19 protein-coding genes and 1 pseudogene are annotated in these 18986 nt (G+C 65.9%); 14 read left to right on the top strand and 6 right to left on the bottom strand.

The window, feature by feature from the left end; all coding sequences use genetic code 11:
- Nucleotides 1–19: 19 nt before the first annotated feature.
- Genes KBY67_RS13450 through folE form a run of 3 tightly spaced genes read left to right on the top strand, consistent with a single transcriptional unit; the run spans nucleotide 20 to nucleotide 2495 of the window.
- Nucleotides 20–1009: an acetyl-CoA carboxylase carboxyltransferase subunit alpha gene (locus KBY67_RS13450; protein WP_255111586.1), complete on the top strand. Its 990-nt coding sequence runs from the start codon at nucleotides 20–22 to the stop codon at nucleotides 1007–1009.
- 24 nt (nucleotides 1010–1033) lie between these two features.
- Nucleotides 1034–1744, top strand: coding sequence for an SDR family oxidoreductase (locus KBY67_RS13445; RefSeq protein ID WP_255111584.1), 711 nt, complete (start codon nucleotides 1034–1036; stop codon nucleotides 1742–1744).
- Between the two features lie 7 nt (nucleotides 1745–1751).
- On the top strand, nucleotides 1752–2495 hold the full coding sequence (folE, locus tag KBY67_RS13440; RefSeq protein WP_255111583.1) for a GTP cyclohydrolase I: 744 nt from the start codon (nucleotides 1752–1754) through the stop codon (nucleotides 2493–2495).
- Nucleotides 2496–2521: 26 nt separating this feature from the next.
- Here folE and KBY67_RS13435 read toward each other — a convergent pair whose 3' ends face one another.
- Nucleotides 2522–3169 carry a phosphoribosylanthranilate isomerase gene (locus KBY67_RS13435; RefSeq protein ID WP_255111582.1) on the bottom strand — a complete coding sequence of 216 codons (648 nt, stop codon included), beginning with the start codon at nucleotides 3167–3169 and terminating at the stop codon, nucleotides 2522–2524.
- A 97-nt stretch (nucleotides 3170–3266) separates the two neighbouring features.
- Here KBY67_RS13435 and KBY67_RS13430 point away from each other — a divergent pair, with 97 nt between their 5' ends.
- Nucleotides 3267–4493 (top strand): site-2 protease family protein, encoded by a 1227-nt coding sequence (locus tag KBY67_RS13430; protein ID WP_255111581.1) that lies wholly within the window; start codon nucleotides 3267–3269, stop codon nucleotides 4491–4493.
- Nucleotides 4494–4522: 29 nt separating this feature from the next.
- On the opposite strand, the gene KBY67_RS13425 is transcribed toward KBY67_RS13430, so the two are convergent.
- Nucleotides 4523–5284: a lipoyl protein ligase domain-containing protein gene (locus tag KBY67_RS13425; RefSeq protein WP_255111580.1), complete on the bottom strand. Its 762-nt coding sequence runs from the start codon at nucleotides 5282–5284 to the stop codon at nucleotides 4523–4525.
- Between the two features lie 26 nt (nucleotides 5285–5310).
- On the opposite strand from KBY67_RS13425, the gene KBY67_RS13420 reads away from it, so the two are divergent.
- Nucleotides 5311–6075 (top strand): sulfite exporter TauE/SafE family protein, encoded by a 765-nt coding sequence (locus KBY67_RS13420; RefSeq protein ID WP_255111579.1) that lies wholly within the window; start codon nucleotides 5311–5313, stop codon nucleotides 6073–6075.
- On the opposite strand, the gene KBY67_RS13415 is transcribed toward KBY67_RS13420, so the two are convergent.
- Entirely contained in the window at nucleotides 6056–6547 is a 492-nt protein-coding gene (locus KBY67_RS13415; RefSeq protein WP_255111578.1) for a CRR6 family NdhI maturation factor, read from the bottom strand. The two genes, KBY67_RS13420 and KBY67_RS13415, sit on opposite strands and share 20 nt — an antisense overlap.
- Before the next feature lie 89 nt (nucleotides 6548–6636).
- On the opposite strand from KBY67_RS13415, the gene psaM reads away from it, so the two are divergent.
- From psaM to KBY67_RS13390, 5 genes are all read left to right on the top strand, one after another.
- Nucleotides 6637–6741 carry a photosystem I reaction center subunit XII gene (psaM, locus tag KBY67_RS13410; RefSeq protein ID WP_255111577.1) on the top strand — a complete coding sequence of 35 codons (105 nt, stop codon included), beginning with the start codon at nucleotides 6637–6639 and terminating at the stop codon, nucleotides 6739–6741.
- 232 nt (nucleotides 6742–6973) lie between these two features.
- A complete protein-coding gene (locus KBY67_RS13405; protein WP_255111575.1) occupies nucleotides 6974–7309 on the top strand; it encodes a hypothetical protein in 336 nt (111 codons plus the stop codon).
- A gap of 218 nt (nucleotides 7310–7527) precedes the next feature.
- A complete protein-coding gene (locus KBY67_RS13400) occupies nucleotides 7528–8469 on the top strand; it encodes a protochlorophyllide reductase (protein WP_255111585.1) in 942 nt (313 codons plus the stop codon).
- Nucleotides 8470–8485: 16 nt separating this feature from the next.
- Nucleotides 8486–8995 carry a hypothetical protein gene (locus KBY67_RS13395; protein ID WP_255111574.1) on the top strand — a complete coding sequence of 170 codons (510 nt, stop codon included), beginning with the start codon at nucleotides 8486–8488 and terminating at the stop codon, nucleotides 8993–8995.
- Nucleotides 8996–8999: 4 nt separating this feature from the next.
- Nucleotides 9000–9887 carry a hypothetical protein gene (locus KBY67_RS13390; RefSeq protein WP_255111573.1) on the top strand — a complete coding sequence of 296 codons (888 nt, stop codon included), beginning with the start codon at nucleotides 9000–9002 and terminating at the stop codon, nucleotides 9885–9887.
- 29 nt (nucleotides 9888–9916) lie between these two features.
- Here KBY67_RS13390 and bchL read toward each other — a convergent pair whose 3' ends face one another.
- The 3 genes from bchL to KBY67_RS13375 all read right to left on the bottom strand — a co-directional run bounded on the left by bchL (nucleotide 9917) and on the right by KBY67_RS13375 (nucleotide 13830).
- The gene (gene bchL, locus KBY67_RS13385) at nucleotides 9917–10843 is read right to left on the bottom strand and encodes a ferredoxin:protochlorophyllide reductase (ATP-dependent) iron-sulfur ATP-binding protein (protein ID WP_255111572.1); all 927 of its coding nucleotides are present in this window, start codon (nucleotides 10841–10843) and stop codon (nucleotides 9917–9919) included.
- Nucleotides 10844–10981: 138 nt separating this feature from the next.
- On the bottom strand, nucleotides 10982–12586 hold the full coding sequence (locus KBY67_RS13380; RefSeq protein WP_255111571.1) for a ferredoxin:protochlorophyllide reductase (ATP-dependent) subunit B: 1605 nt from the start codon (nucleotides 12584–12586) through the stop codon (nucleotides 10982–10984).
- The gene (locus tag KBY67_RS13375; RefSeq protein WP_255111570.1) at nucleotides 12577–13830 is read right to left on the bottom strand and encodes a ferredoxin:protochlorophyllide reductase (ATP-dependent) subunit N; all 1254 of its coding nucleotides are present in this window, start codon (nucleotides 13828–13830) and stop codon (nucleotides 12577–12579) included. The genes KBY67_RS13380 and KBY67_RS13375 overlap by 10 nt, the downstream gene beginning before the upstream one ends.
- Nucleotides 13831–14120: 290 nt before the next feature.
- Between KBY67_RS13375 and KBY67_RS13370 the strand changes: the two genes are divergently transcribed.
- The 4 genes and pseudogenes from KBY67_RS13370 (at nucleotide 14121) to KBY67_RS13355 (ending at nucleotide 18937) form a co-directional block, all read left to right on the top strand.
- Entirely contained in the window at nucleotides 14121–14432 is a 312-nt protein-coding gene (locus tag KBY67_RS13370) for a BMC domain-containing protein (RefSeq protein WP_015107695.1), read from the top strand.
- Nucleotides 14433–14502: 70 nt separating this feature from the next.
- Nucleotides 14503–15915 (top strand): form I ribulose bisphosphate carboxylase large subunit, encoded by a 1413-nt coding sequence (locus KBY67_RS13365; protein WP_255111569.1) that lies wholly within the window; start codon nucleotides 14503–14505, stop codon nucleotides 15913–15915.
- Between the two features lie 101 nt (nucleotides 15916–16016).
- A complete protein-coding gene (locus tag KBY67_RS13360) occupies nucleotides 16017–16358 on the top strand; it encodes a ribulose bisphosphate carboxylase small subunit (protein ID WP_255111567.1) in 342 nt (113 codons plus the stop codon).
- A 165-nt stretch (nucleotides 16359–16523) separates the two neighbouring features.
- Nucleotides 16524–18937, top strand: a pseudogene (locus KBY67_RS13355) (CsoS2 family carboxysome shell protein).
- The last annotated feature ends 49 nt before the right edge of the window (nucleotides 18938–18986 follow it).

Below are 18986 nucleotides of genomic sequence, written 5' to 3'. Positions count from 1 at the left end.
CCTCCCTCCCTCCCACGCCATGGCCCGCCGTCCTCTGCTCGAGTTTGAAAAACCCCTGGTGGAACTGGAGGATCAGATCGAACAGATCCGCCAACTGGCCAGGGATTCAGAGGTAGATGTCAGTCAGCAACTGCTGCAGCTGGAAACCCTGGCGGCCCGCCGACGGGTGGAGATCTTTCAGTCACTGAGTCCAGCTCAGAAGATCCAGGTGGCCCGCCACCCCCAGCGGCCCAGCACCTTGGATTACATCCAGGTGATCACCGATGAATGGTTCGAGTTGCACGGCGATCGTCGCGGCTCCGACGATCAGGCCCTGGTAGGCGGCGTCGGCCGCATCGGTGACCAGGGGGTCGTCCTGATCGGCCACCAGAAAGGCCGCGACACCAAAGAGAACGTGGCCAGGAATTTCGGCATGGCCTCCCCGGGTGGCTACCGCAAGGCCCTGCGGCTGATGGAGCATGCCGATCGCTTCCGTCTGCCGATCCTCAGCTTCATCGACACCCCTGGTGCCTATGCCGGAGTGCTCGCTGAAGAGCAGGGGCAGGGAGAAGCGATCGCCGTGAATCTGCGCGAGATGTTCAGTCTGCGGGTTCCTGTGATCGCCACGGTGATCGGTGAAGGGGGCTCCGGCGGTGCCCTCGGCATCGGCGTCGCCGACCGTCTGCTGATGTTCGAGCACAGCGTCTATACCGTGGCCAGTCCAGAGGCCTGCGCCTCCATCCTCTGGCGGGATGCGGCCCAGGCCCCAGCTGCCGCCGCTGCCCTGCGCATCACTGCCAACGATCTGCTGCAGCTGGGAGTGATCGACTCGGTGATGATCGAACCATCCGGCGGGAACCACTGGGCACCGCTTCAGGCCGCCGAAACCCTGCGCGCCGCCCTTGTGCAGCACCTCAAGGAACTGGCTCAGCTCAGCGAAGCCGAGCTGCTGGAGCAGCGTTACGCCAAGTTCCGGCGCATGGGGCGGATCCTCGATCCAGAGGCCACGGAACCTGTGTCAAACCCTTAAGCTTCTAGTCGAGACGCATCCTTATTGGCTTCTGTATTGATCACCGGTGCCTCCAGGGGCATCGGAGCCGCCGCCGCCAGCCGTTTTGCCGCCGCTGGTTGGGACCTTCTGCTCCTGGCGCGCTCTAGCAGCGACCTTGAGACCGTGGCGGCTCCCCTCCTGACCGGCGGCAGGCGAGTGGAATGGCTAGCCGCTGATCTCACCGATGCCCAGAGACTGCCAGCCCAGCTGGCGGATCTGTTGGGTCGCGGTCTGCAGCCCACGGTGGTGATCAACAATGCCGGCGCCGCTTACACCGGTGAGCTGGCCAGCATGGAGCTCGCCTCATGGCAGTGGTTGCTTCAACTCAATCTCACCAGCGTGTTCCAGGTGTGTCAGGCGGTTCTGCCTGGATTACGCCAACATGACTCCAGCCTGATCATCAATGTGAGCAGTCATGCCGCCAGGAATGCATTCCCCGAATGGGGGGCCTACTGCACCACCAAGGCGGCCCTGGAATCGTTCAGCCGCTGTCTCGCCGCCGAAGAACGCCGCCATGGCATTCGCGTCTCCACCCTCACCCTCGGCGCGGTTGACACCCCCCTTTGGGTGACGGAAACCGTCCACAGTTCCTTCGATCGCCGTGCCATGCTTGATGCCGATCAAGCCGCGGAAGCCCTGCTGTTCCTTGCCCAGCAGCCTCCGTTCCAGGTGGTGGAGGACCTGACCCTCATGCCCGCCTCTGGCGTCTTCTGAGTTTTTCATGACATCCACCATCCCCTCCAACCCCAGCTCCAGGTCGATCACCCCCGACGCGGCCCCAGGTCCCGTCAGTGCGCGCATTCGTGAGCGCCTGGTCCAGGCTGGCGTGCCCTACTTCGCCAACGACAACGTGGCTGATCATCTGCTCGAGGGAGAACTCGATCAGCTTGAGATCGAGGTGGCCGGCAAAGTGCGCGAGATGCTGCGCAGCCTCGTCATTGATATTGACAACGATCACAACACCGAGGAGACCGCCGAACGGGTCGCCCGGATGTATCTCCATGAGGTGTTCAAGGGTCGCTATCACAAGCAACCCAAGATCGCCAGCTTCCCCAACGTCAAACACCTGGATGAGATTTACACGGTGGGGCCGATCAGCATCCGCTCGGCATGTTCCCACCACTTGGTGCCTATTCTGGGCAACTGCTGGATCGGGATCAAACCCGGTGATCGGGTGATTGGTCTCTCCAAATTCGCCCGGGTGGTTGACTGGGTCTTCTCCCGCCCGCACATCCAGGAGGAGGCCGTCATGATCCTCGCCGATGAGATCGAGCGGCTGTGCAAGCCCCAGGGTCTGGCGATCCTGGTCAAAGCCCAGCACTACTGCATGAAGTGGCGTGGGGTCAAAGAACCTCAGACCAGCATGGTCAATTCGGTGGTGCGGGGCGATTTCCGTCACGACCCCAGCCTCAAGCAGGAGTTCTTTGAACTGGTGAAGCAGCAGGAAGCGGTTCTCAGCACCTGAGTTCAGCCCCCTGTCATGCCGTGAGTTCATCCAGGTCGAGGGGCGTCTTCACCCCTCACCACCTGCATCAGAGCGCGCACCAGATCCAGATCTTTGTCGCCAGCTGAGCGCTCAACACCACTGGATACATCCAGTCCATCTGGGGCAAAGGCCTCCATCAGCTCAGCGGCATTGGTTGGTCCCACACCGCCGGCCAGCCACCAGGGCAGGCCTGGGCGAAATCCCGCCAGCCAGGCGGCAGGAATCTGCTGACCGCTGCCCCCCAGCTGGCCAGGGACCCAGGCGTCCAGCAGTACCGCCTCCACCACACCCCCATATTCGTTGACCCGCTCGAGATCCTGGGGGCGGCGAATGTGCAGGGCCTTCCAGATCGAGCAACCGGTTCGTGCCGCCAGCTCTCGGCAGCGGGCGGGGGATTCCCGCCCATGCAGCTGCAGAACCTGGTGGCCCTGACCCGGATCCAGCTGAGCGTCCAGCTCGTCGCCGGGATCCGCCAGCACCAGCACTCCCCGGCAGTCAGGCTGGCCGGATCTCATCGCCTCGAACAGCTCCAGCCGCCGATCCGGGGCAAGCCAGCGCGGAGACGAGGGCACTGCGATCACCCCGATGGCATCCACCCCCAGCTGGGCCACCGCCCGAGCCTGGGCGCTCTGGCGCAGGCCGCAGATCTTCAACAGGGGGGAGGACAGGATGGGTGGCTCAGGGCCTTCCTTTCTAGGATCAGAGGTACATCGCCCAGGACCTGCCTGGGCCTCGGCAGGACAGCAGCGCGTGGGTGAAGGTTGGCAGCTCCTCAAGATCCGTGGCATCCCACTGCGCATCCACCCCAGCTGGTTCGTGATTCTGGTGCTCGCCACCCTGGGCTTCCATCAGCAGTACGGCATGGAGCTGGCAGGACAGGCCAGCAGTGCGGGCCTCTGGCTGCTGGCACTCTCCACGGCGTTGCTGCTGTTCGTGTCCGTGCTGCTGCATGAGCTGGGGCACTCCCTGGTGGCCATCGCCCATGGGGTGAAAGTGCGCAGCATCACCCTGTTCCTGCTGGGTGGGGTGGCCAGTGTCGAGAGGGAATGCAGCACGGCGATGGCGGCCCTGCAGGTGGCCGCCGCGGGTCCCCTGGTGAGCCTGCTGCTGGCGGCACTGTTTCTGGGCAGCAGCCATGCGCTGGCCCATGCTTCACCCCTGCTGGGGGAAATGGTCAGCCAGCTGGGCTCCCTCAACCTGGTGCTGGCCCTGTTCAACCTGCTGCCGGGCCTGCCACTGGACGGGGGCCTGATCCTCAAGGCGCTGGTGTGGCAATGGACCGGCAGCCAGAGGCGTGGCGTTCAGGTGGCCGCCGCCATGGGCCGCTTCCTCTCGCTGATGGCCGTGGGCATGGGCACCCTGCTGCTGCTGCGGGGCGGCGGACTGGGCGCCTTCTGGCTGATCATGCTCGGCTGGTTCGGGCTGGGGGCCTCCAGAAATCAGATCCAGCTGCTGGCCCTGCAGAAGGCCCTCAGAGATCTCAAGGTCGCTGAGGCCTCCCGCCGCCGCTTCCGGGTGCTGGAGGGCGATGCCCCCCTGCGGGAGCTTTCGCGGATGCGGCGGGACGACGGCGAGGGTCTTCCTGACTGGGTGCTGGTCTGCGAGCGGGGGCGCTGGAAAGGGGTGATCGGTGATGACCCGCTGCAATCGCTGCCGGTTCAGCGCTGGGATCAGGAGCGGGTTCTCGACCACATCGAGCCCCTGAGCAGCCTTCCGAGCATCCAGCACGACGCGCCCCTCTGGCAGGCCGCCCTGCAGCTGGATGAGCCCGGTGTCGATCGTCTGCTGGTGCTGAGCTCGGCGGGCCTGCCCAGCGGCACCCTGGAGCGCCCTGAACTCTCGGAGGTGGTGCTGGCCCGTCTGGGCTTGCGGCTGCCGCCACCTTTGCTGGAGGCCGCCCGGCGTCAGGGCAGCTACCCCCTCGGCCTGGCCCTGGCCCAGGTGGCCCGGGGGATCGCCGAGAGCGGCGAGGGCTGATCGCCTCTCACCGGGCACCGGGCGATGCCTCAGGTGAGCCGGAAGCGGTGGCGGCGGCGATCGATCTCCGCCCATTCCCTGCTCGCCAGCGGCTCCAACAGCCATGGGCCTCCCCCCAGGCGCTTGGCCGCCGCGAGGCGCAGTTGCTGCTCCAGCACCGCCGGGGAGATCGCCTGGGCGGCGGCTGGTGCTGCCGGTGGGGAGCCCAATAACTCGCGCCAGAGGTCAACGGGTGGGTCGATCAGCACACTGCCGTGCTGCAGCAGCTTCCTCCGGCGCCAGAGCTGGGCGCTGCCCACCCGCTTCAGACCATCAGCGCCCACCAGATCAGCGGCGGTGCTGCTGGCGAAGCAGTTGGCGGAGGACTCGGTAGCGGCCTCCTGGCCCGGCGTCAGGGCAAGCCCCAGGTGCGCCAGCGCCTGCGCCAGCCAGGCAGAGACCAGGCCATAGGCCCTCTGGCGCTGGCGGGGGGCATCGGGCCAGAGCAGGGCGTAGGTGAGGCTGCCGCCATGGAGCACGGCGCCGCCACCACTGGGCCGCCGCACCAGCTCAACACGGCCAAGGCTGGCCGCCCGCCGCCAGGCGGGGGCGATGCTGCGCTGGTGATGGCCGAGGGACAGCGTCGGCCGGCTCCAGGTGTAGAGGCGCACCACCCCCTGATCAGGCTTGAGCAGCAGCTGATCCAGCAACCAGTCGTCGATCGCCATCTGCCAGTCGCCGCGCAGACACAGGGGCGGGATCCAGCGCCAGCTGCGCGGGAATTGGGGGTCAGCAGGGGATGCTGGTGCCACCGGGCGGCTGCCAATGAGACCCGATCATGCTGAGTGATCTGCTGGTGCTGGTGCCCCTCGGTGTGGTGGCCGGGCTGCTCTCGGGACTGCTGGGCATCGGCGGCGGTCTGGTGTTCTCACCGATTCTGCTGCTGGTGGGCCTTCCGCCCCATCAGGCCCTGGCCACCAGCACCCTGGCGATCGTGCCCACCACCCTGGGGGGGACCTGGTTGCACCTGCGCCAGGGTCGGGTGCAGCCGGCGGCGGGCCTGGCCATCGGCCTCAGCGCCGCCCTGAGCGGTCTGCTGTTCAGCCAACTGGGGGGACTGCTCAGCGGCTGGCAGCTGCTGGGCCTGCAGGCCCTGATGTACGCGACCATCACATTGACGATCACCCCACGTTCCGGCCCTGAGCTGGAGGGAGCGGAGGCGCCAGCTCCGCCATGGCCCGCCCTCGCCCTGGTGGGAAGCGTGGCCGGCCTTGCGGGGGGTCTGCTGGGGGTTGGGGGCGGTCTGCTGATGGTGCCCCTGATGATGGGCGTCCTGCGGCTGCCCGTGCGCGAGGCGATCCGCCTGAGCACCCTGGCAGTGCTCTGCTCGGCGACGGCCGCGTCGGTGACCTTTCTGGCCCTGGCCAAGGCCCAGGGGGCCATCGCCCTGACCCTGGGGGGAACGGCCTCCGTGGCGGCCCGCTGGTCGGCGGCCCGGCTGGATCGGGTGCCGGAGACCCTGCTGGTGCAGCTGCTGCGCGGTCTCACGGCGCTGTTGGCCCTCGATAGCGGCCGGCGGGCCCTCAGCCTGCTGCTGGGCTGATCGACTCCCAGAAGCTGGGATCGAGCTCGAAGCCCAGCACTGCGGCCATCTGGGCGAGCCCCTGGCGGCAGTTCAATCCCCGCTCCTGGCTCCAGTGATCCAGCAGGAAGAAGCGATGGGTGATCCAGAGCTCCAGGCTCTCGGGTGCGAAGCGGATCCCCTCATGGCGGCTGAAACCGTGGGGCAGAACCATCGCCACATGGCGGCAGAGCTGACCACCGCTGCGGTCGAGCACCAGCGGCAGCCAGGGGTGAAGGGCATCGGCCCGCAGACTCCAGAGGCGCAGCTCCGGCAGTTCGGAGAGCTCGCGGGGATCCTCCGGTTGAAGGGGCCAGTCGAAGGAGAGATCCAGGGCGCCGGCTGCGGCGAGCAGATCAGCTGGGGCGCACGCGCTCCAGGGCTGCAGAGGCGAGAGATCCAGGCTGCGCACGCTTTCGGCGGAAACAGAGAGGCTGGAGGGAGGTTGGGCCATCAAGAGCTGTGACAGCCCGAAGCCACGCAATGGCTTCGGGCGGAACGGAGCCGAACAATGGTGGCGACATCTGTTTCCCATCGTTGGCCATGGTCACAACACTCAGCCAGGCAGAGATTCTGATCGCCCTGGTGGTCGCCGCCCACGCCGGCATTCTGGCGATTCGTCTCTCCGTCAGCCTCTACAGGGCCTGAATCCAGAGCTCGCCCTTGGCAGCTCGTGCCTGAGCTGCTAGAAGCGGGCCATAACTTCTCCTTCTCCCCCTTGTCCGCCGCGCAGCAGCTCAGGCCCGTGCCCACCCCGAGGCGTCAGACCTCATCCAGGGGACGGACAGCCTCGCGTCCCCCGGTTGCCCAGCCCATCAGTACGGCAGCGGCGGCGGCCTTCCGCCAGGATTCCACCGCAAGGCAGGAGCTGCTGTGTAGCATGATTGGCCTCAGTGTCAAGCTGGGCATGACGTTGCTGGCGGGCCTCAGCCTGGTGCATTTGGCTGGCGCCTACCAACAGCGCCTGAGCCAGCACGACGAACTGAGTGCCATTCTTCAGATCGAGCAGGCCAAATTGCAGAAGGCCCAAAACCGCTTCGATCAACTCTTCGTCACCTCCGGCGAGCAACATCTGATCCGCGAGCAGGATCAGTGGATCGCCCCTGATCGACTGCGGGTGGTCTGGAACGACCCCACCGACTCCAAACCCGCCCCAACTTCAACCGCCAGGCCCCTGATCAGCACCAAACCGCTCCCAGCCCAGCTTCCGCGCTGATTCAACAGGGAGTTCAGCGGTTGCTTTGCTTGAACGTGACCTTGTGTTGAACTTCGCCTAGCCCTCAGCACTGGCCGCTGGCCTTGTCCTTAGGTTGAGGCCCCCTGCATCGACGCGCCCCGATGGCGTCAGCTTCCAGCGCTCCCACCCCTTCTGCAGCCCCCAGTCCCGCTGCGGGCAATGCCGCCCAGAGCGGCACCGTCCAGAGTGGCATCGTGATGATCACCGGAGCCTCCTCCGGGGTGGGCCTGTACGCCGCCAAAGCCCTGGCCCAGCGGGGCTGGCATGTGGTGATGGCCTGCCGTGATCTGAGCAAAGCCAGGGCGGCCGCCAGCTCCCTGGCGATCCCTGAGAGCTCTCTCACCCACCTGCAGGTGGATCTGGGTGACCTTGAGAGTGTGCACCAGCTGGTGCAGGCCTTCCATGCCACGGGCCGCAGCCTTGATGCGCTGGTCTGCAATGCCGCCATGTACAAACCACGGCTGAAGCAACCCGAACGCTCACCCCAGGGCTACGAGATCTCGATGGCCACCAATCATTTCGGTCATTTTCTGCTGATCCATGCCCTGCTCGACGACCTGAAGAAGTCCAGCCACCCCTCGCGCCGGCTGGTGATCCTGGGAACGGTGACGGCCAACTCCAAGGAGCTGGGCGGCAAGATTCCGATCCCAGCCCCCGCCGACCTGGGCGACCTCTCCGGCTTCGAGGCAGGCTTCAAGGCACCGATCAGCATGGCCAGCGGCAAGGTCTTCAAGCCCGGCAAGGCCTACAAGGACAGCAAGCTCTGCAACATGATCACCACCCAGGAGCTGCACCGCCGCCTGCACAGCTCCACGGGCATCATCTTCAGCTCGCTGTACCCCGGCTGCGTGGCCGACACGCCCCTGTTCCGCAATACCCCCAAGACCTTTCAGACGATCTTCCCCTGGTTCCAGAAAAACATCACCGGCGGTTATGTGACTCAGGAGCTGGCTGGTGAACGGGTGGCCCAGGTGGTGGCCGATCCAGACTTCGCCGTCTCGGGAGCGCACTGGAGCTGGGGCAATCGCCAGAAGACCAATGGTCAACAGTTCATTCAGGAACTCTCGGAGAAGGCCAGCGATCCCGAAACCGCTGCTAAAACCTGGGACCTGTCCATGAAACTCGTCGGTCTCGCCTGAGGTCCGTGTGATGGTGATGCCCCGTCCGCTTCGCTGGGTTCTCGGTTTTTTGCTCGTCGGTGGACTGCTGCTGGGGGGGGCGCTTCTGCTGCCCTTCAGCGAGTGGTTGCCCGGTGGAACGGTCGGTGATGTGCCGCTGCAGCAGGTGGTGAACGGCAGCAAGTTCAACCAGCTGTTTCCAGCTTCGGATCCTGAATTCCGCGTGACGATGTCGCAGGAGAAGCGCGGGTTCAGCGAGGCTCGTCTGAAACAGGGAGACCAGCTGATTGCCCTGCTGGCCATCTCCGACACGATCACTGCACCGGAAGCCATGGCCAAGTTCGAGCAGGCCAGGGAGCAGCTCAAGGGTTGGCCACTGGTGGAGCAGGGGCCCCATGCCAGTGCCCTGCTGGTGGCTGATCGCTTCCAGGTGAAGGTGATCGAGCAGGGCAACTGCCTGGATGCATCCCACCGCCACGACGTGCTGAGCGAATTTGATCTCCAGGGGCTGGCCTCCCTGGCCACTCCAACCATCCCCCGCAGCTGAGGCCATGGGCTCCCCCGTTCTCACCCGCCTGGAGCGCCTGCCGAGGCGGGGCTTAACCGTGCTCTCACTCCAGGGCCTGAGCCTGCTGGTTCCCGGTGGCTGGAGCAACGTCACCAGCGCTGAAGCCCTGATCGAATCGGTGATCGGCAGCAACGACCCAACCCTGATCGCCCAGGTGCGAGCCCGGGCCGACCAACTCAGCAGGGCTCGCCATGAAGGCTATGGCAGGGCCCTGAGCGTCTACGACGCCGTCAATCGCTCCCAGCACGCCACGGCTGGACTACGGGTCCTGGCGGGTTTGAGCGCCGGCGTGCCGCTGCTGAAACGCATAGCCGATCTCACACCTCCGGGGGACACGCTGCAGGCGGTGGACCTGGGGCTGAAGGTGTCTGCTGAACTGCTGGCCTTCACCCAGGTGAACGGCCTCCCCGGTGACAGCTTCGCCGACTTCGCCGCCGCCCTGGCCGACTACGGCTCAGAGGCACGGCTGCGCATGGCCGCCCTGGTCAGCTTTGATGGTCTGCTGCCCCTTGGAGATCAGGCCCTGCAGCGCCTGGATGGGCTGCTGGGGCAGGCCAGCGTCAGCCAGTTGCGCCAGCTTCCCGCCTACGGGCGCATGGCCGGCCTGATGCCGGGCCGTGGTGACCAGGCCCACATCGGCTTCATACGCCGGGGTGTGGAGCAGTGGGTGAGCTGGGCCGACGGACTGGTGTCGCAGCTAGGGCTCAGTGGCCAGCGCGCTGTTCAGGCCCTGGAAACGACCCTGGGCCCGTGGCAGGGCCGCATGGATCAACTGGCGGTGTTCCTCGATGCCTTCACTGACACCTATGCCCACACCGGTGTTCAGGCCGTGGCCCGCCGCCTGGTGGAGCGGGCCGCCGCCGAGATCTGAAACCCGGCCTCACGCAGGCCGGGCGAGGCTCAATCGAATCCGAGCAGGTCGAAGATCTCACGATCCTTGAGTGATTCGGCTTCCAGGGGCTCCACGTTGCTGAGCATCTTCTGAGCCAGGCTGAGATACTCCTGCTGAACGGCCTCCACCTCAGGGCTGGGCTCCATCTCAAAGATGGTGCATTTCTTCAGGCGGGAGAGACGGATCGCATCCACCGTTTTGAAATGGGCCATGGTGCGCAGGCCGGTGCGCTCGTTGAAGCGATCGATCTGATCGGTCTCCTCTGAGCGATTGGCAATCACACCACCGAGCCGAACCTTGTAGTTCTTGGCCTTGGCATTGATCGCCTGCATGATCCGATTCATCGCAAAGATCGAATCAAAATCGTTGGCGGTAACGATCAGGCAGTAATTGGCATGCTGCAGCGGGGCCGCAAAACCACCACAGACCACGTCACCCAGCACATCGAAAATCACCACATCGGTGTCCTCAAGCAGGTGGTGCTCCTTGAGGAGCTTCACCGTTTGGCCGGTGACATAGCCGCCGCAGCCTGTGCCCGCCGGTGGCCCACCGGATTCCACGCACATGACCCCGTTATAGCCCTCGAACACAAAATCTTCGGGGCGCAGTTCCTCGGTATGGAAATCCACGGTTTCGAGGATATCAATCACCGTGGGCACCATTTTCTTGGTGAGGGTGAAGGTGCTGTCGTGCTTGGGATCACAGCCGATCTGAAGCACCCGCTTGCCAAGCTTGGAAAACGCCGCGGACAGGTTGGAGGAGGTGGTGGACTTGCCGATCCCCCCCTTGCCATAGACAGCGATCACCAGAGCACCTTCCTCGATGTTCATCGAGGCGTCCTGATGCACCTGGAGGCTGCCTTCACCATCCTCATGGCTGCTGGCGCCCGCCTTGGCGGCGGCTGTCGTCTGCTTGGGCGGCAGAGTTGTGGTCATAACACGTCCTTGGCCGAGTCGACATCGGCAATGCTTACATCAAAGTGCAGCCAGGCAGGCAGATGCTGGCTCTGGCTCAAACCGAAACATCACGACAATCGGGATCTTGAAATGCTCACCCGAATCGCGTCAGCCCGCTCAACGGCTGAAATGGGCCTTGGCTTCGTAGAGCGTTTCCTCGGTGATCTCCGCCACACCGCGTTCGTTGGCATAGGCCTCGGTGTTGCGCCGCACTTTTCCCCGCACAAAGAAGGGAATGCGTGAGAGTTCAGCTTCCCCGGACGCCGTCCAGCGCAGGGCGCCTCCCTCCGGCGTGGCGGAGAGGGGTGTGACCTCAGGCGCCTCCCCAGCCGCCGTGGCTGGCGGCTGAAGCGCTGGGGCGGACGCACCCTCGAGATGACTGAAATGGCCATCAACGAATTCAAAATCATGGCGGAACATGCCGATCAGGTGTTCCTCCAGACCCATCATCAGTGGGTGCACCCAGGAATCAAAGATCACATTCGCCCCCTCCCAACCCATCTGGGGGGCATAGCGGGCGGGCACATCCTGCACATGCAGCGGCGCGCTGATCACCGCGCAGGGAATCCCCAGTCGCTTGGCGCTGTGGCGCTCCATCTGGGTGCCGAGCACCAGCTCCGGTGCCGCATCAGCCATGGCCTGCTCCACCGCCAGATAGTCGTCGGAGATCAGGGCCTCAAGGCCCAACTCCTGGGCGGCGGCACGCACCTCGCGGGCCTGCTCACGGCTGTAGCTGCCCAGCCCCACCACCGTGAAACCCAGCTCACGTGAGGCGATGCGGGCTGCCGCGATCGCATGCGTGGCGTCGGCGAAGATGAACACCCGCTTGCCGGTGAGGTAGGTGGAATCCACCGACTTGGAATACCAGGGCAACCTGGAGCTGCGGTCGGCCTCGCGCAGTTCCGGCGGCTCCAGGCCCAGCAGAGAGGAGAGTTCCCGCAGGAACTGAGCGGTGGCTCCGATGCCGATCGGAACCGTGCGGACCACTGGAGTGCCGAAGTTGCGCTCCAGCCAGCTGCAGAGCGGACCGGCCACCTCTGGGTAAAGGCAGAGGTTGGCGTCGGCGGCTGGCAGGCGGATCAGGTCGGCCGGCCTGGCCCCAAGCGGAGCCACCACATTCACATCGATGCCATGATCCGCCAGCAGGCTGCGCAGTTCGCGCACGTCGTCGCGGCAGCGGAAGCCCAGCAGGCTCGGGCCCAGCAGGTTCACCCGCGGACGGCGGTTCTCCTGCTTCCAGCGCTCGGGCCCCGGCTTGGCGGTGCCGGGAGGGGGGACCAGGTCCTTGAGCAGCCCGCGGCAGAGCTGGTAGAGGGTTTCAGCGGCGCCCCAGTTCTCCTTCTTGGAGTAAGCGGGCAGATCAAGGCTCACCACCGGCACCCCCAGATCCATGCCATGGGCCAGGGATCCCGGCTGGTCCTGGATCAGCTCCGCCGTGCAGCTTTCGCCCACCAGCAGGGCCTCCGGCTGAAAGCGATCCACCGCCTGCTGGATCGATCGCTTCACCAGCTCAGCGGTGTCGCCGCCCAGATCGCGAGCCTGAAAGGTGGTGTAGGTGACAGGGGGCCGTCGGTCGCGCCTCTCGATCATCGTGAACAGCAGGTCGGCGTAGGTGTCGCCCTGGGGGGCATGCAGCACGTAGTGAACGCCCTCCATCGAGGCGGCGACGCGCATCGCACCCACGTGGGGGGGGCCTTCGTAGGTCCAGAGGGTCAGTTCCATTGCAGCAACTCCCGGCGGTTGAGGGGACGGGCGAACAGTTCAGCCAGGTCAGCGGCCTGATCACAGCCGTGGATCGGGCTGAACACCAGCTCGATCGACCACTTGGTGGCGAAACCTTCCGCTTCGAGCGGATTGGCCAGACCCATGCCGCAGACCACCAGATCAGGGCGGCTGGCGCGCACGCGCTCCAGCTGCTTCTCCACATCCTGCCCTTCGCTGAGCTGGGTGCCCTCCGGCAACAGCGGCAGCTCCTCGGCCATCAGCTGGCGGTCGAGGTAGGGGGTGCCCACCTCCACCAGCTCCATGCCGCACTCCCGGTGCAGAAAACGGGCCAGGGGAATCTCCAGCTGGGAGTCGGGCAACAGGAACAGGCGCTTGCCTTCGAGTTTGCGCCGCAGGGGCTCCAGGGCGCGCCGGCCCCGCTCCGCCAAGGGGTCGAGCACCTCGGCCACCCGCTGGGGATCGATGCCGAAAGCCGCCGCTGCCGCCGCCATCCAGGCGCAGCTGCCCTCCACCCCAAGCGGGTAGGGGGCGGAGATGCGCTGGGCACCGCGGCGCTCCAGGGCCCGCACCGTGTCGGCCACGAAGGGCTGGGCCAGCAGCAGGCGGGTGCCCGGGCCCACCGGTGGCAGGTCGGTGGACTGGCGCGGTGGCAGGGTGCGCACCGACTCCAGGCCCATGCGCGCAAACAGGGTGAGGAAGCGCTCCTCCACCCCATCGGCCAGGGTGCCCACGATCAGCAACTGGGGATCAGGGCTGCTGGGCAGTAGGGGCACCAGGGATGTGAGGGCGCCGTCCTCCCCCTGGGTGAAGGTGGTTTCGATGCCACTGCCGGAGTAGTTCACCACCCGCACCCGACCCTGCATGCGGGTGTTGATGCGCTCGGCGGCCTTGGCCAGATCCAGCTTGATCACCTCCGACGGGCAGGAGCCCACCAGAAAGAGGGTGCGAATCTCGGGCCGCCGCGCCAGCAGATCACCCACCAGTCGGTCGAGTTCCTCGTTGGCATCCGCCAGTCCGGCCAGGTCGCGCTCCCCCAGGATCGCCGTGCCGAAGCGGGGTTCAGCGAAGATCATCACCCCGGCGGCCGACTGGATCAGGTGGGCACAGGTGCGCGAGCCCACCACCAGAAAAAAGGCGTCGGGCATGCGCCTATGCAGCCACACGATCGAGGTGAGGCCGCAGAACACCTCCCGCTGTCCGCTTTCACGCAGCACGGGCGGCAGGGTGGACGTCAGGGCCATGGGCGGGAACCGGTGATCCATTACTGGTTAGCCAACTGCGCTGCGGAAACCCGCGGCTGTTGACAAGTCTTCGGGATCCGAGCGCCGGCTGACCGCGGAAGCCGGCCCACAGCGGTTCGTTACACGTCTTCAAAACAAAGGCTCCTGGGATGGCCCGACCCGTGCATGAGCAGGGCTTATCAACCTCCCCAGGCACCGTGATCGTTCAAAGCCTCCAAATCGCTTGACGGGGGGGTATGCCGCCGAGCATGGTCCTTAGCGAACCTCCCCACCCTTTTCCGGAGTAGGCAATGGCGAATGAAACCATGGGCATCGCCCTCGGCATGATCGAGACGCGCGGCCTCGTGCCGGCCATCGAGGCGGCCGACGCCATGACCAAGGCCGCAGAAGTGCGTCTGATCGGCCGTGAGTTCGTGGGTGGCGGCTACGTGACCGTTCTGGTGCGTGGCGAAACCGGTGCTGTCAACGCAGCTGTGCGAGCCGGCGCGGATGCCTGTGAGCGCGTGGGCGATGGCCTCGTGGCCGCCCACATCATTGCCCGCCCCCACCGTGAAGTGGAGCCGGCCCTGAACAGCAGCTTCGGTCTGGGTTCCAAGGACTGATGTCTGACGCGCCCCTGAAGGAGCGCAGCACTCTCATCATTCCCACCCGACCAACAAGGAGATTTTCCCCATGAGCAAGAAGTACGACGCTGGGGTCAAGGAGTACAGGGACACGTACTGGACTCCCGACTACATCCCCCTCGACACCGACCTGCTGGCCTGCTTCAAGGTCACTGGTCAGGAAGGCGTTCCCAAGGAAGAAGTGGCCGCTGCCGTGGCCGCCGAATCTTCGACCGGCACCTGGTCCACCGTGTGGTCCGAGCTCCTCACCGACCTGGAGTTCTACAAGGGCCGCTGCTACCGCATCGAAGACGTCCCCGGTGACAAGGAGTCGTTTTACGCCTTCATCGCCTATCCGCTGGATCTGTTCGAGGAAGGCTCGATCACCAACGTGCTCACCTCACTGGTGGGTAACGTGTTCGGCTTCAAGGCCCTGCGCCACCTCCGTCTGGAAGATATCCGCTTCCCGATGGCCTTCATCAAGACCTGCCCCGGCCCACCGAACGGCATCTGCGTCGAGCGCGACCGGATGAACAAGTACGGCCGTCCCCTGCTGGGCTGCACGATCAAGCCGAAGCTGGGTCTCTCCGGCAAGAACTACGGCCGGGTGGTGTACGAATGCCTCCGCGGTGGTCTCGACTTCACCAAGGACGACGAGAACATCAACTCCCAGCCCTTCCAGCGCTGGCAGAACCGTTTCGAGTTCGTGGCCGAAGCCGTTCAGCTGTCCCAGGAAGAAACGGGCGAGAAGAAGGGTCACTACCTCAACTGCACCGCCGCCACTCCTGAGGAGATGTATGAGCGTGCCGAGTTTGCCAAGGAACTGGGCCAGCCCATCATCATGCACGACTACATCACCGGTGGCTTCACCGCCAACACCGGTCTGTCGAAGTGGTGCCGCAAGAACGGCATGCTGCTGCACATTCACCGCGCCATGCACGCGGTGATCGACCGTCACCCCAAGCACGGCATTCACTTCCGGGTGCTGGCCAAGTGCCTGCGCCTCTCCGGTGGTGACCAGCTGCACACCGGCACCGTGGTGGGCAAGCTCGAAGGTGATCGTCAGACCACCCTCGGCTTCATCGACCAGCTGCGTGAATCCTTTGTTCCCGAAGACCGCAGCCGCGGTAACTTCTTTGATCAGGACTGGGGTTCCATGCCCGGCGTCTTCGCCGTGGCCTCCGGCGGCATCCACGTGTGGCACATGCCCGCACTGGTGGCGATCTTCGGCGACGATTCCGTGCTGCAGTTCGGTGGTGGTACCCACGGCCACCCCTGGGGTTCCGCCGCTGGCGCCGCCGCCAACCGCGTGGCCCTCGAAGCCTGCGTCAAGGCCCGCAACGCCGGCCGCGAGATCGAGAAGGAAAGCCGCGACATCCTCTTGGAAGCCGCGAAGCACAGCCCCGAGCTCGCCATCGCGCTCGAGACCTGGAAGGAAATCAAGTTCGAGTTCGACACCGTCGACAAACTTGACGTCAACTGAATCGGGGTTGATGACCTGAGGGAACGGAGTTTCTCCCTTCCCTCTGTCACAACCATCCATCCGGTTTGCCTGCATTCACCTGATTCCCCACAAGGATCCCCATGCCCTTCAAGAGCACCGTGGGTGACTATCAAACAGTCGCCACCCTGGAGACCTTCGGCTTCCTCCCGCCGATGTCTCAGGACGAGATCTACGATCAGATTGCTTACATCATTGCCCAGGGTTGGAGCCCGCTGGTGGAGCACGTCCACCCCAGCCGTTCGATGTCGACCTACTGGTCGTACTGGAAACTGCCTTTCTTCGGTGAGAAGGATCTGGGCGTGATTGTCAGTGAGCTCGAGGCCTGCCACCGCGCCTACCCCGACCATCACGTGCGTCTGGTGGGCTACGACGCCTACACCCAGAGCCAGGGCTCCTGCTTCGTGGTTTTCGAAGCACGCTGATCCCAGCGGTTGGCAGGTTTCGGCCACCCCGGAACCTGCCGCCCTTCGTCTTCATTCCTCCAGCGGCTCAAGACAACGGTGTGAGCGGCAGGCCAGGCCCCTGGCCCTCCATTCACCAGTTCTCTGCGGCTGTCTTTGTTCAGGTTGTTTCTTCACAGGGCGGATATGGCATCTCAATCCAGTCGCGAAGCGGCCCTTGCGCGCCGAAAGGCGCTCTCCACAGCCGGAAAAACGGCGGAGAAGCGCTATTCCAACGGTGCCAACCGCACCCGCAGCGCCGCTGAGGCCCGCCCCACCCGCTCGATCACACCGGTGGCCGCTGCCGTCAGCCGTGAAGCCGAGGGGCCTACCAAGCCGCTGTTCAGTGGCAGCAGCAGTGGCCACGCACCTTCAGCCCCCTCCCGCCAGCTCAACCGTGCCGCCATCAGCAACCCCAGCCGGGATCTGGTGATGGCCCGGCGGGAAGCCCTGAGCAAGCGGGGCAAGCGGGCCGATACCAGCAGCGACCGCAGCCGTGACGCCAGCGCCTTGCGCGCTGTCGCCACGCCCACTCCTGCGCCTGTGAGCTCCCCGCCGCCAGCCGCCAGCCGCCCCGCCCTATCCCTGAGCGCCCCCCCGTCCGCTGCCCTCAGCGATTACCGCAGCAACGGCAACCGGCCCACAGCCAAGCGCTCCGCCCAGTTCAACCCCAGCCGCGCCATCGGCATGGCCCGTCGCGAAGCCCTCTCCAAGCGCGGCAAGTCGGCCTCCACCAACAGCTCCAGCGGCACCGCCGCCGTGGTGCGTCAGTCGAACCCCGACATCAGCAGCCGGGAACTTGCCCACCGCATCCGTGATCTCAAGAGCAAGAACGGCGCCGGCGCCATCAGCCGAGGTACCGGTGTGACCCGGCCCACGGGTCCGAGGCGCGGTCCCAACAAGGCGGCCGGCGCCCAGGACGCCAGCTGGAAAGTGGGCGCCAGTGAAACGGTGCGCGGTCAGGTGGTGACCGGAACCCAGGCCAACCGCTCCGAGAAGACGACCGGCAACGAGGCCAGCACCTGCCGCCCGATCACCGGCACCGAGTACATGGGAGCGGATATTTTCCGCACGTTCTGCCAGAGCGAGCCCGAAGCCCTGCAGCCCGCCAAGGTGCGCGTCACGGCCACCAGCCACGGCAACCGCGTCACCGGCAACGAAGTGGGCCGCTCGGAGAAGGTCACCGGCGATGAACCCGGCACCTGCAAGTCCATCACCGGCACCGAGTACATCTCGGCGAACCAGGCGGCGGCCTACTGCGGCACCACCTCCGTCAGCCCCCGCAAGGTGGGCCACAGCCAGACCCTGGCCGGTAGGCCGGTGTCGGGTGTGATGGTTGGTCGCTCTGAGCGGGTCACCGGTGATGAGCACGGCGCCGGCATCCAGCCCACCGGCACCCAGTACGTGGGCTCTGATTCGATCAGCACCCCCGGCATGGCCCCTCCAAAGGTGGCCAGTGTCCAGACCCTGAGGGGCACCGGCATCACCGGCACCCTGGTGGGCCGCAGCGACAAGGTGACCGGCGATGAGCCCGGCTCCTGCCGTCGCGTCACCGGCGATGAGTACATCGGCAGCCAGCAGTACCAGAACTTCTGCGGCGGCCGCCCTGAGCCCGAAGCGGCCAAGGTGGGCTTCAGCCTCACCAACAAGCAGCTGATCGTCTCGGGCACCAACACCGGACGTTCCTCCAAGGTCACCGGCGACGAGCCCGGCACCTGCAAAGCCGTCACGGGCACGCCCTACGCCGGCCTGGAGCAGGCCAGCGCCTGGTGTGATTCCTCGGCGGTGCGCGCCATCCGCCAACGCACTCCGTCCCGCGCCGGCACCCCCGGACCCCGCATGAGCGGTCTGCAACCCGGCATCGGTGGGGTGATGACCGGTGCCTCAAAGGGGGCCTGCGAACCCGTTTCCGGCACCCCCTACGTGGGCGTCGATCAGTACAACGAAGCCTGCAGTGCTGCCCAGGGCCACGAAGCCGACTTCCCCCAACCGTTGGAAACCCAGCCCTGGCAGGAGTTCAGCGTGCAGTCACCGGCACGGGCCGCCCATCAACAGCGGGAGCGAAGCTCCGCCGTCACCGGCACCCGCTACGAAACCAGCGCCAGGATCACCGGCCCTTTTGATCTGGCCGGTGGCAAGGTCACCGGCACCGAGCACGCCCGCTTCGATCGGCGCGGCCCCGAGCCCCAGCCGCTGCCTGCCGTGCGGCGCCAGACCTCCGTGCTTCCCCCCCGCCCCCAGGTGGCAGCCCCCCCTGTGCCCAGTGCCCCGATCAGCTCGATGAAGAGGCCCGGCCCACCAGCCGTGTCACCGGCGAAGGCATTTCCGCCGGGCTGAACATCACCGGCGACGACTGGGACCGGGGCAAGCGCGTCACCGGCACGGAGGGGGCCTCGGCCCGCCGCCGCAATCCCACCCGCACCGGGCCGATGACGGCGATGGCCACCATCATTCCTAAGCGCAATGAGGAGGTGATGCAACCGATCAGCCGTGTCACCGGCTCCAGCGGCAACACCGACAGGGGCTCGTTGATCACCGTCTCCGGCGGCGCCCGAGGCTGATGTTCTCCCTCCCCTCCACCCTGTCGCAGCACTGAACCTTGCCCCGCCC

The sequence above is a fragment of the Synechococcus sp. RedBA-s genome (assembly GCF_024345495.1).
Classification (GTDB): domain Bacteria; phylum Cyanobacteriota; class Cyanobacteriia; order PCC-6307; family Cyanobiaceae; genus Regnicoccus_A.
This window is presented reverse-complemented; position numbering and strand designations above follow the sequence as displayed.

What these genes read in the sequence shown, in the direction of transcription:
- KBY67_RS13360 (WP_255111567.1), top strand. Translation starts at nt 16,017, where the DNA reads ATGCCCTTCAAGAGCACCGTGGGTGACTATCAAACAGTCGCCACCCTG.
- KBY67_RS13400 (WP_255111585.1), top strand. Translation starts at nt 7,528, where the DNA reads ATGATCACCGGAGCCTCCTCCGGGGTGGGCCTGTACGCCGCCAAAGCC.
- KBY67_RS13395 (WP_255111574.1), top strand. Translation starts at nt 8,486, where the DNA reads ATGCCCCGTCCGCTTCGCTGGGTTCTCGGTTTTTTGCTCGTCGGTGGA.
- KBY67_RS13415 (WP_255111578.1), bottom strand. Translation starts at nt 6,547, where the DNA reads ATGGCCCAACCTCCCTCCAGCCTCTCTGTTTCCGCCGAAAGCGTGCGC.
- KBY67_RS13405 (WP_255111575.1), top strand. Translation starts at nt 6,974, where the DNA reads ATGATTGGCCTCAGTGTCAAGCTGGGCATGACGTTGCTGGCGGGCCTC.
- KBY67_RS13375 (WP_255111570.1), bottom strand. Translation starts at nt 13,830, where the DNA reads ATGGCCCTGACGTCCACCCTGCCGCCCGTGCTGCGTGAAAGCGGACAG.
- bchL (WP_255111572.1), bottom strand. Translation starts at nt 10,843, where the DNA reads ATGACCACAACTCTGCCGCCCAAGCAGACGACAGCCGCCGCCAAGGCG.
- folE (WP_255111583.1), top strand. Translation starts at nt 1,752, where the DNA reads ATGACATCCACCATCCCCTCCAACCCCAGCTCCAGGTCGATCACCCCC.
- KBY67_RS13390 (WP_255111573.1), top strand. Translation starts at nt 9,000, where the DNA reads ATGGGCTCCCCCGTTCTCACCCGCCTGGAGCGCCTGCCGAGGCGGGGC.
- KBY67_RS13380 (WP_255111571.1), bottom strand. Translation starts at nt 12,586, where the DNA reads ATGGAACTGACCCTCTGGACCTACGAAGGCCCCCCCCACGTGGGTGCG.
- KBY67_RS13420 (WP_255111579.1), top strand. Translation starts at nt 5,311, where the DNA reads ATGCTGAGTGATCTGCTGGTGCTGGTGCCCCTCGGTGTGGTGGCCGGG.
- KBY67_RS13370 (WP_015107695.1), top strand. Translation starts at nt 14,121, where the DNA reads ATGGCGAATGAAACCATGGGCATCGCCCTCGGCATGATCGAGACGCGC.
- psaM (WP_255111577.1), top strand. Translation starts at nt 6,637, where the DNA reads ATGGTCACAACACTCAGCCAGGCAGAGATTCTGATCGCCCTGGTGGTC.
- KBY67_RS13450 (WP_255111586.1), top strand. Translation starts at nt 20, where the DNA reads ATGGCCCGCCGTCCTCTGCTCGAGTTTGAAAAACCCCTGGTGGAACTG.
- KBY67_RS13365 (WP_255111569.1), top strand. Translation starts at nt 14,503, where the DNA reads ATGAGCAAGAAGTACGACGCTGGGGTCAAGGAGTACAGGGACACGTAC.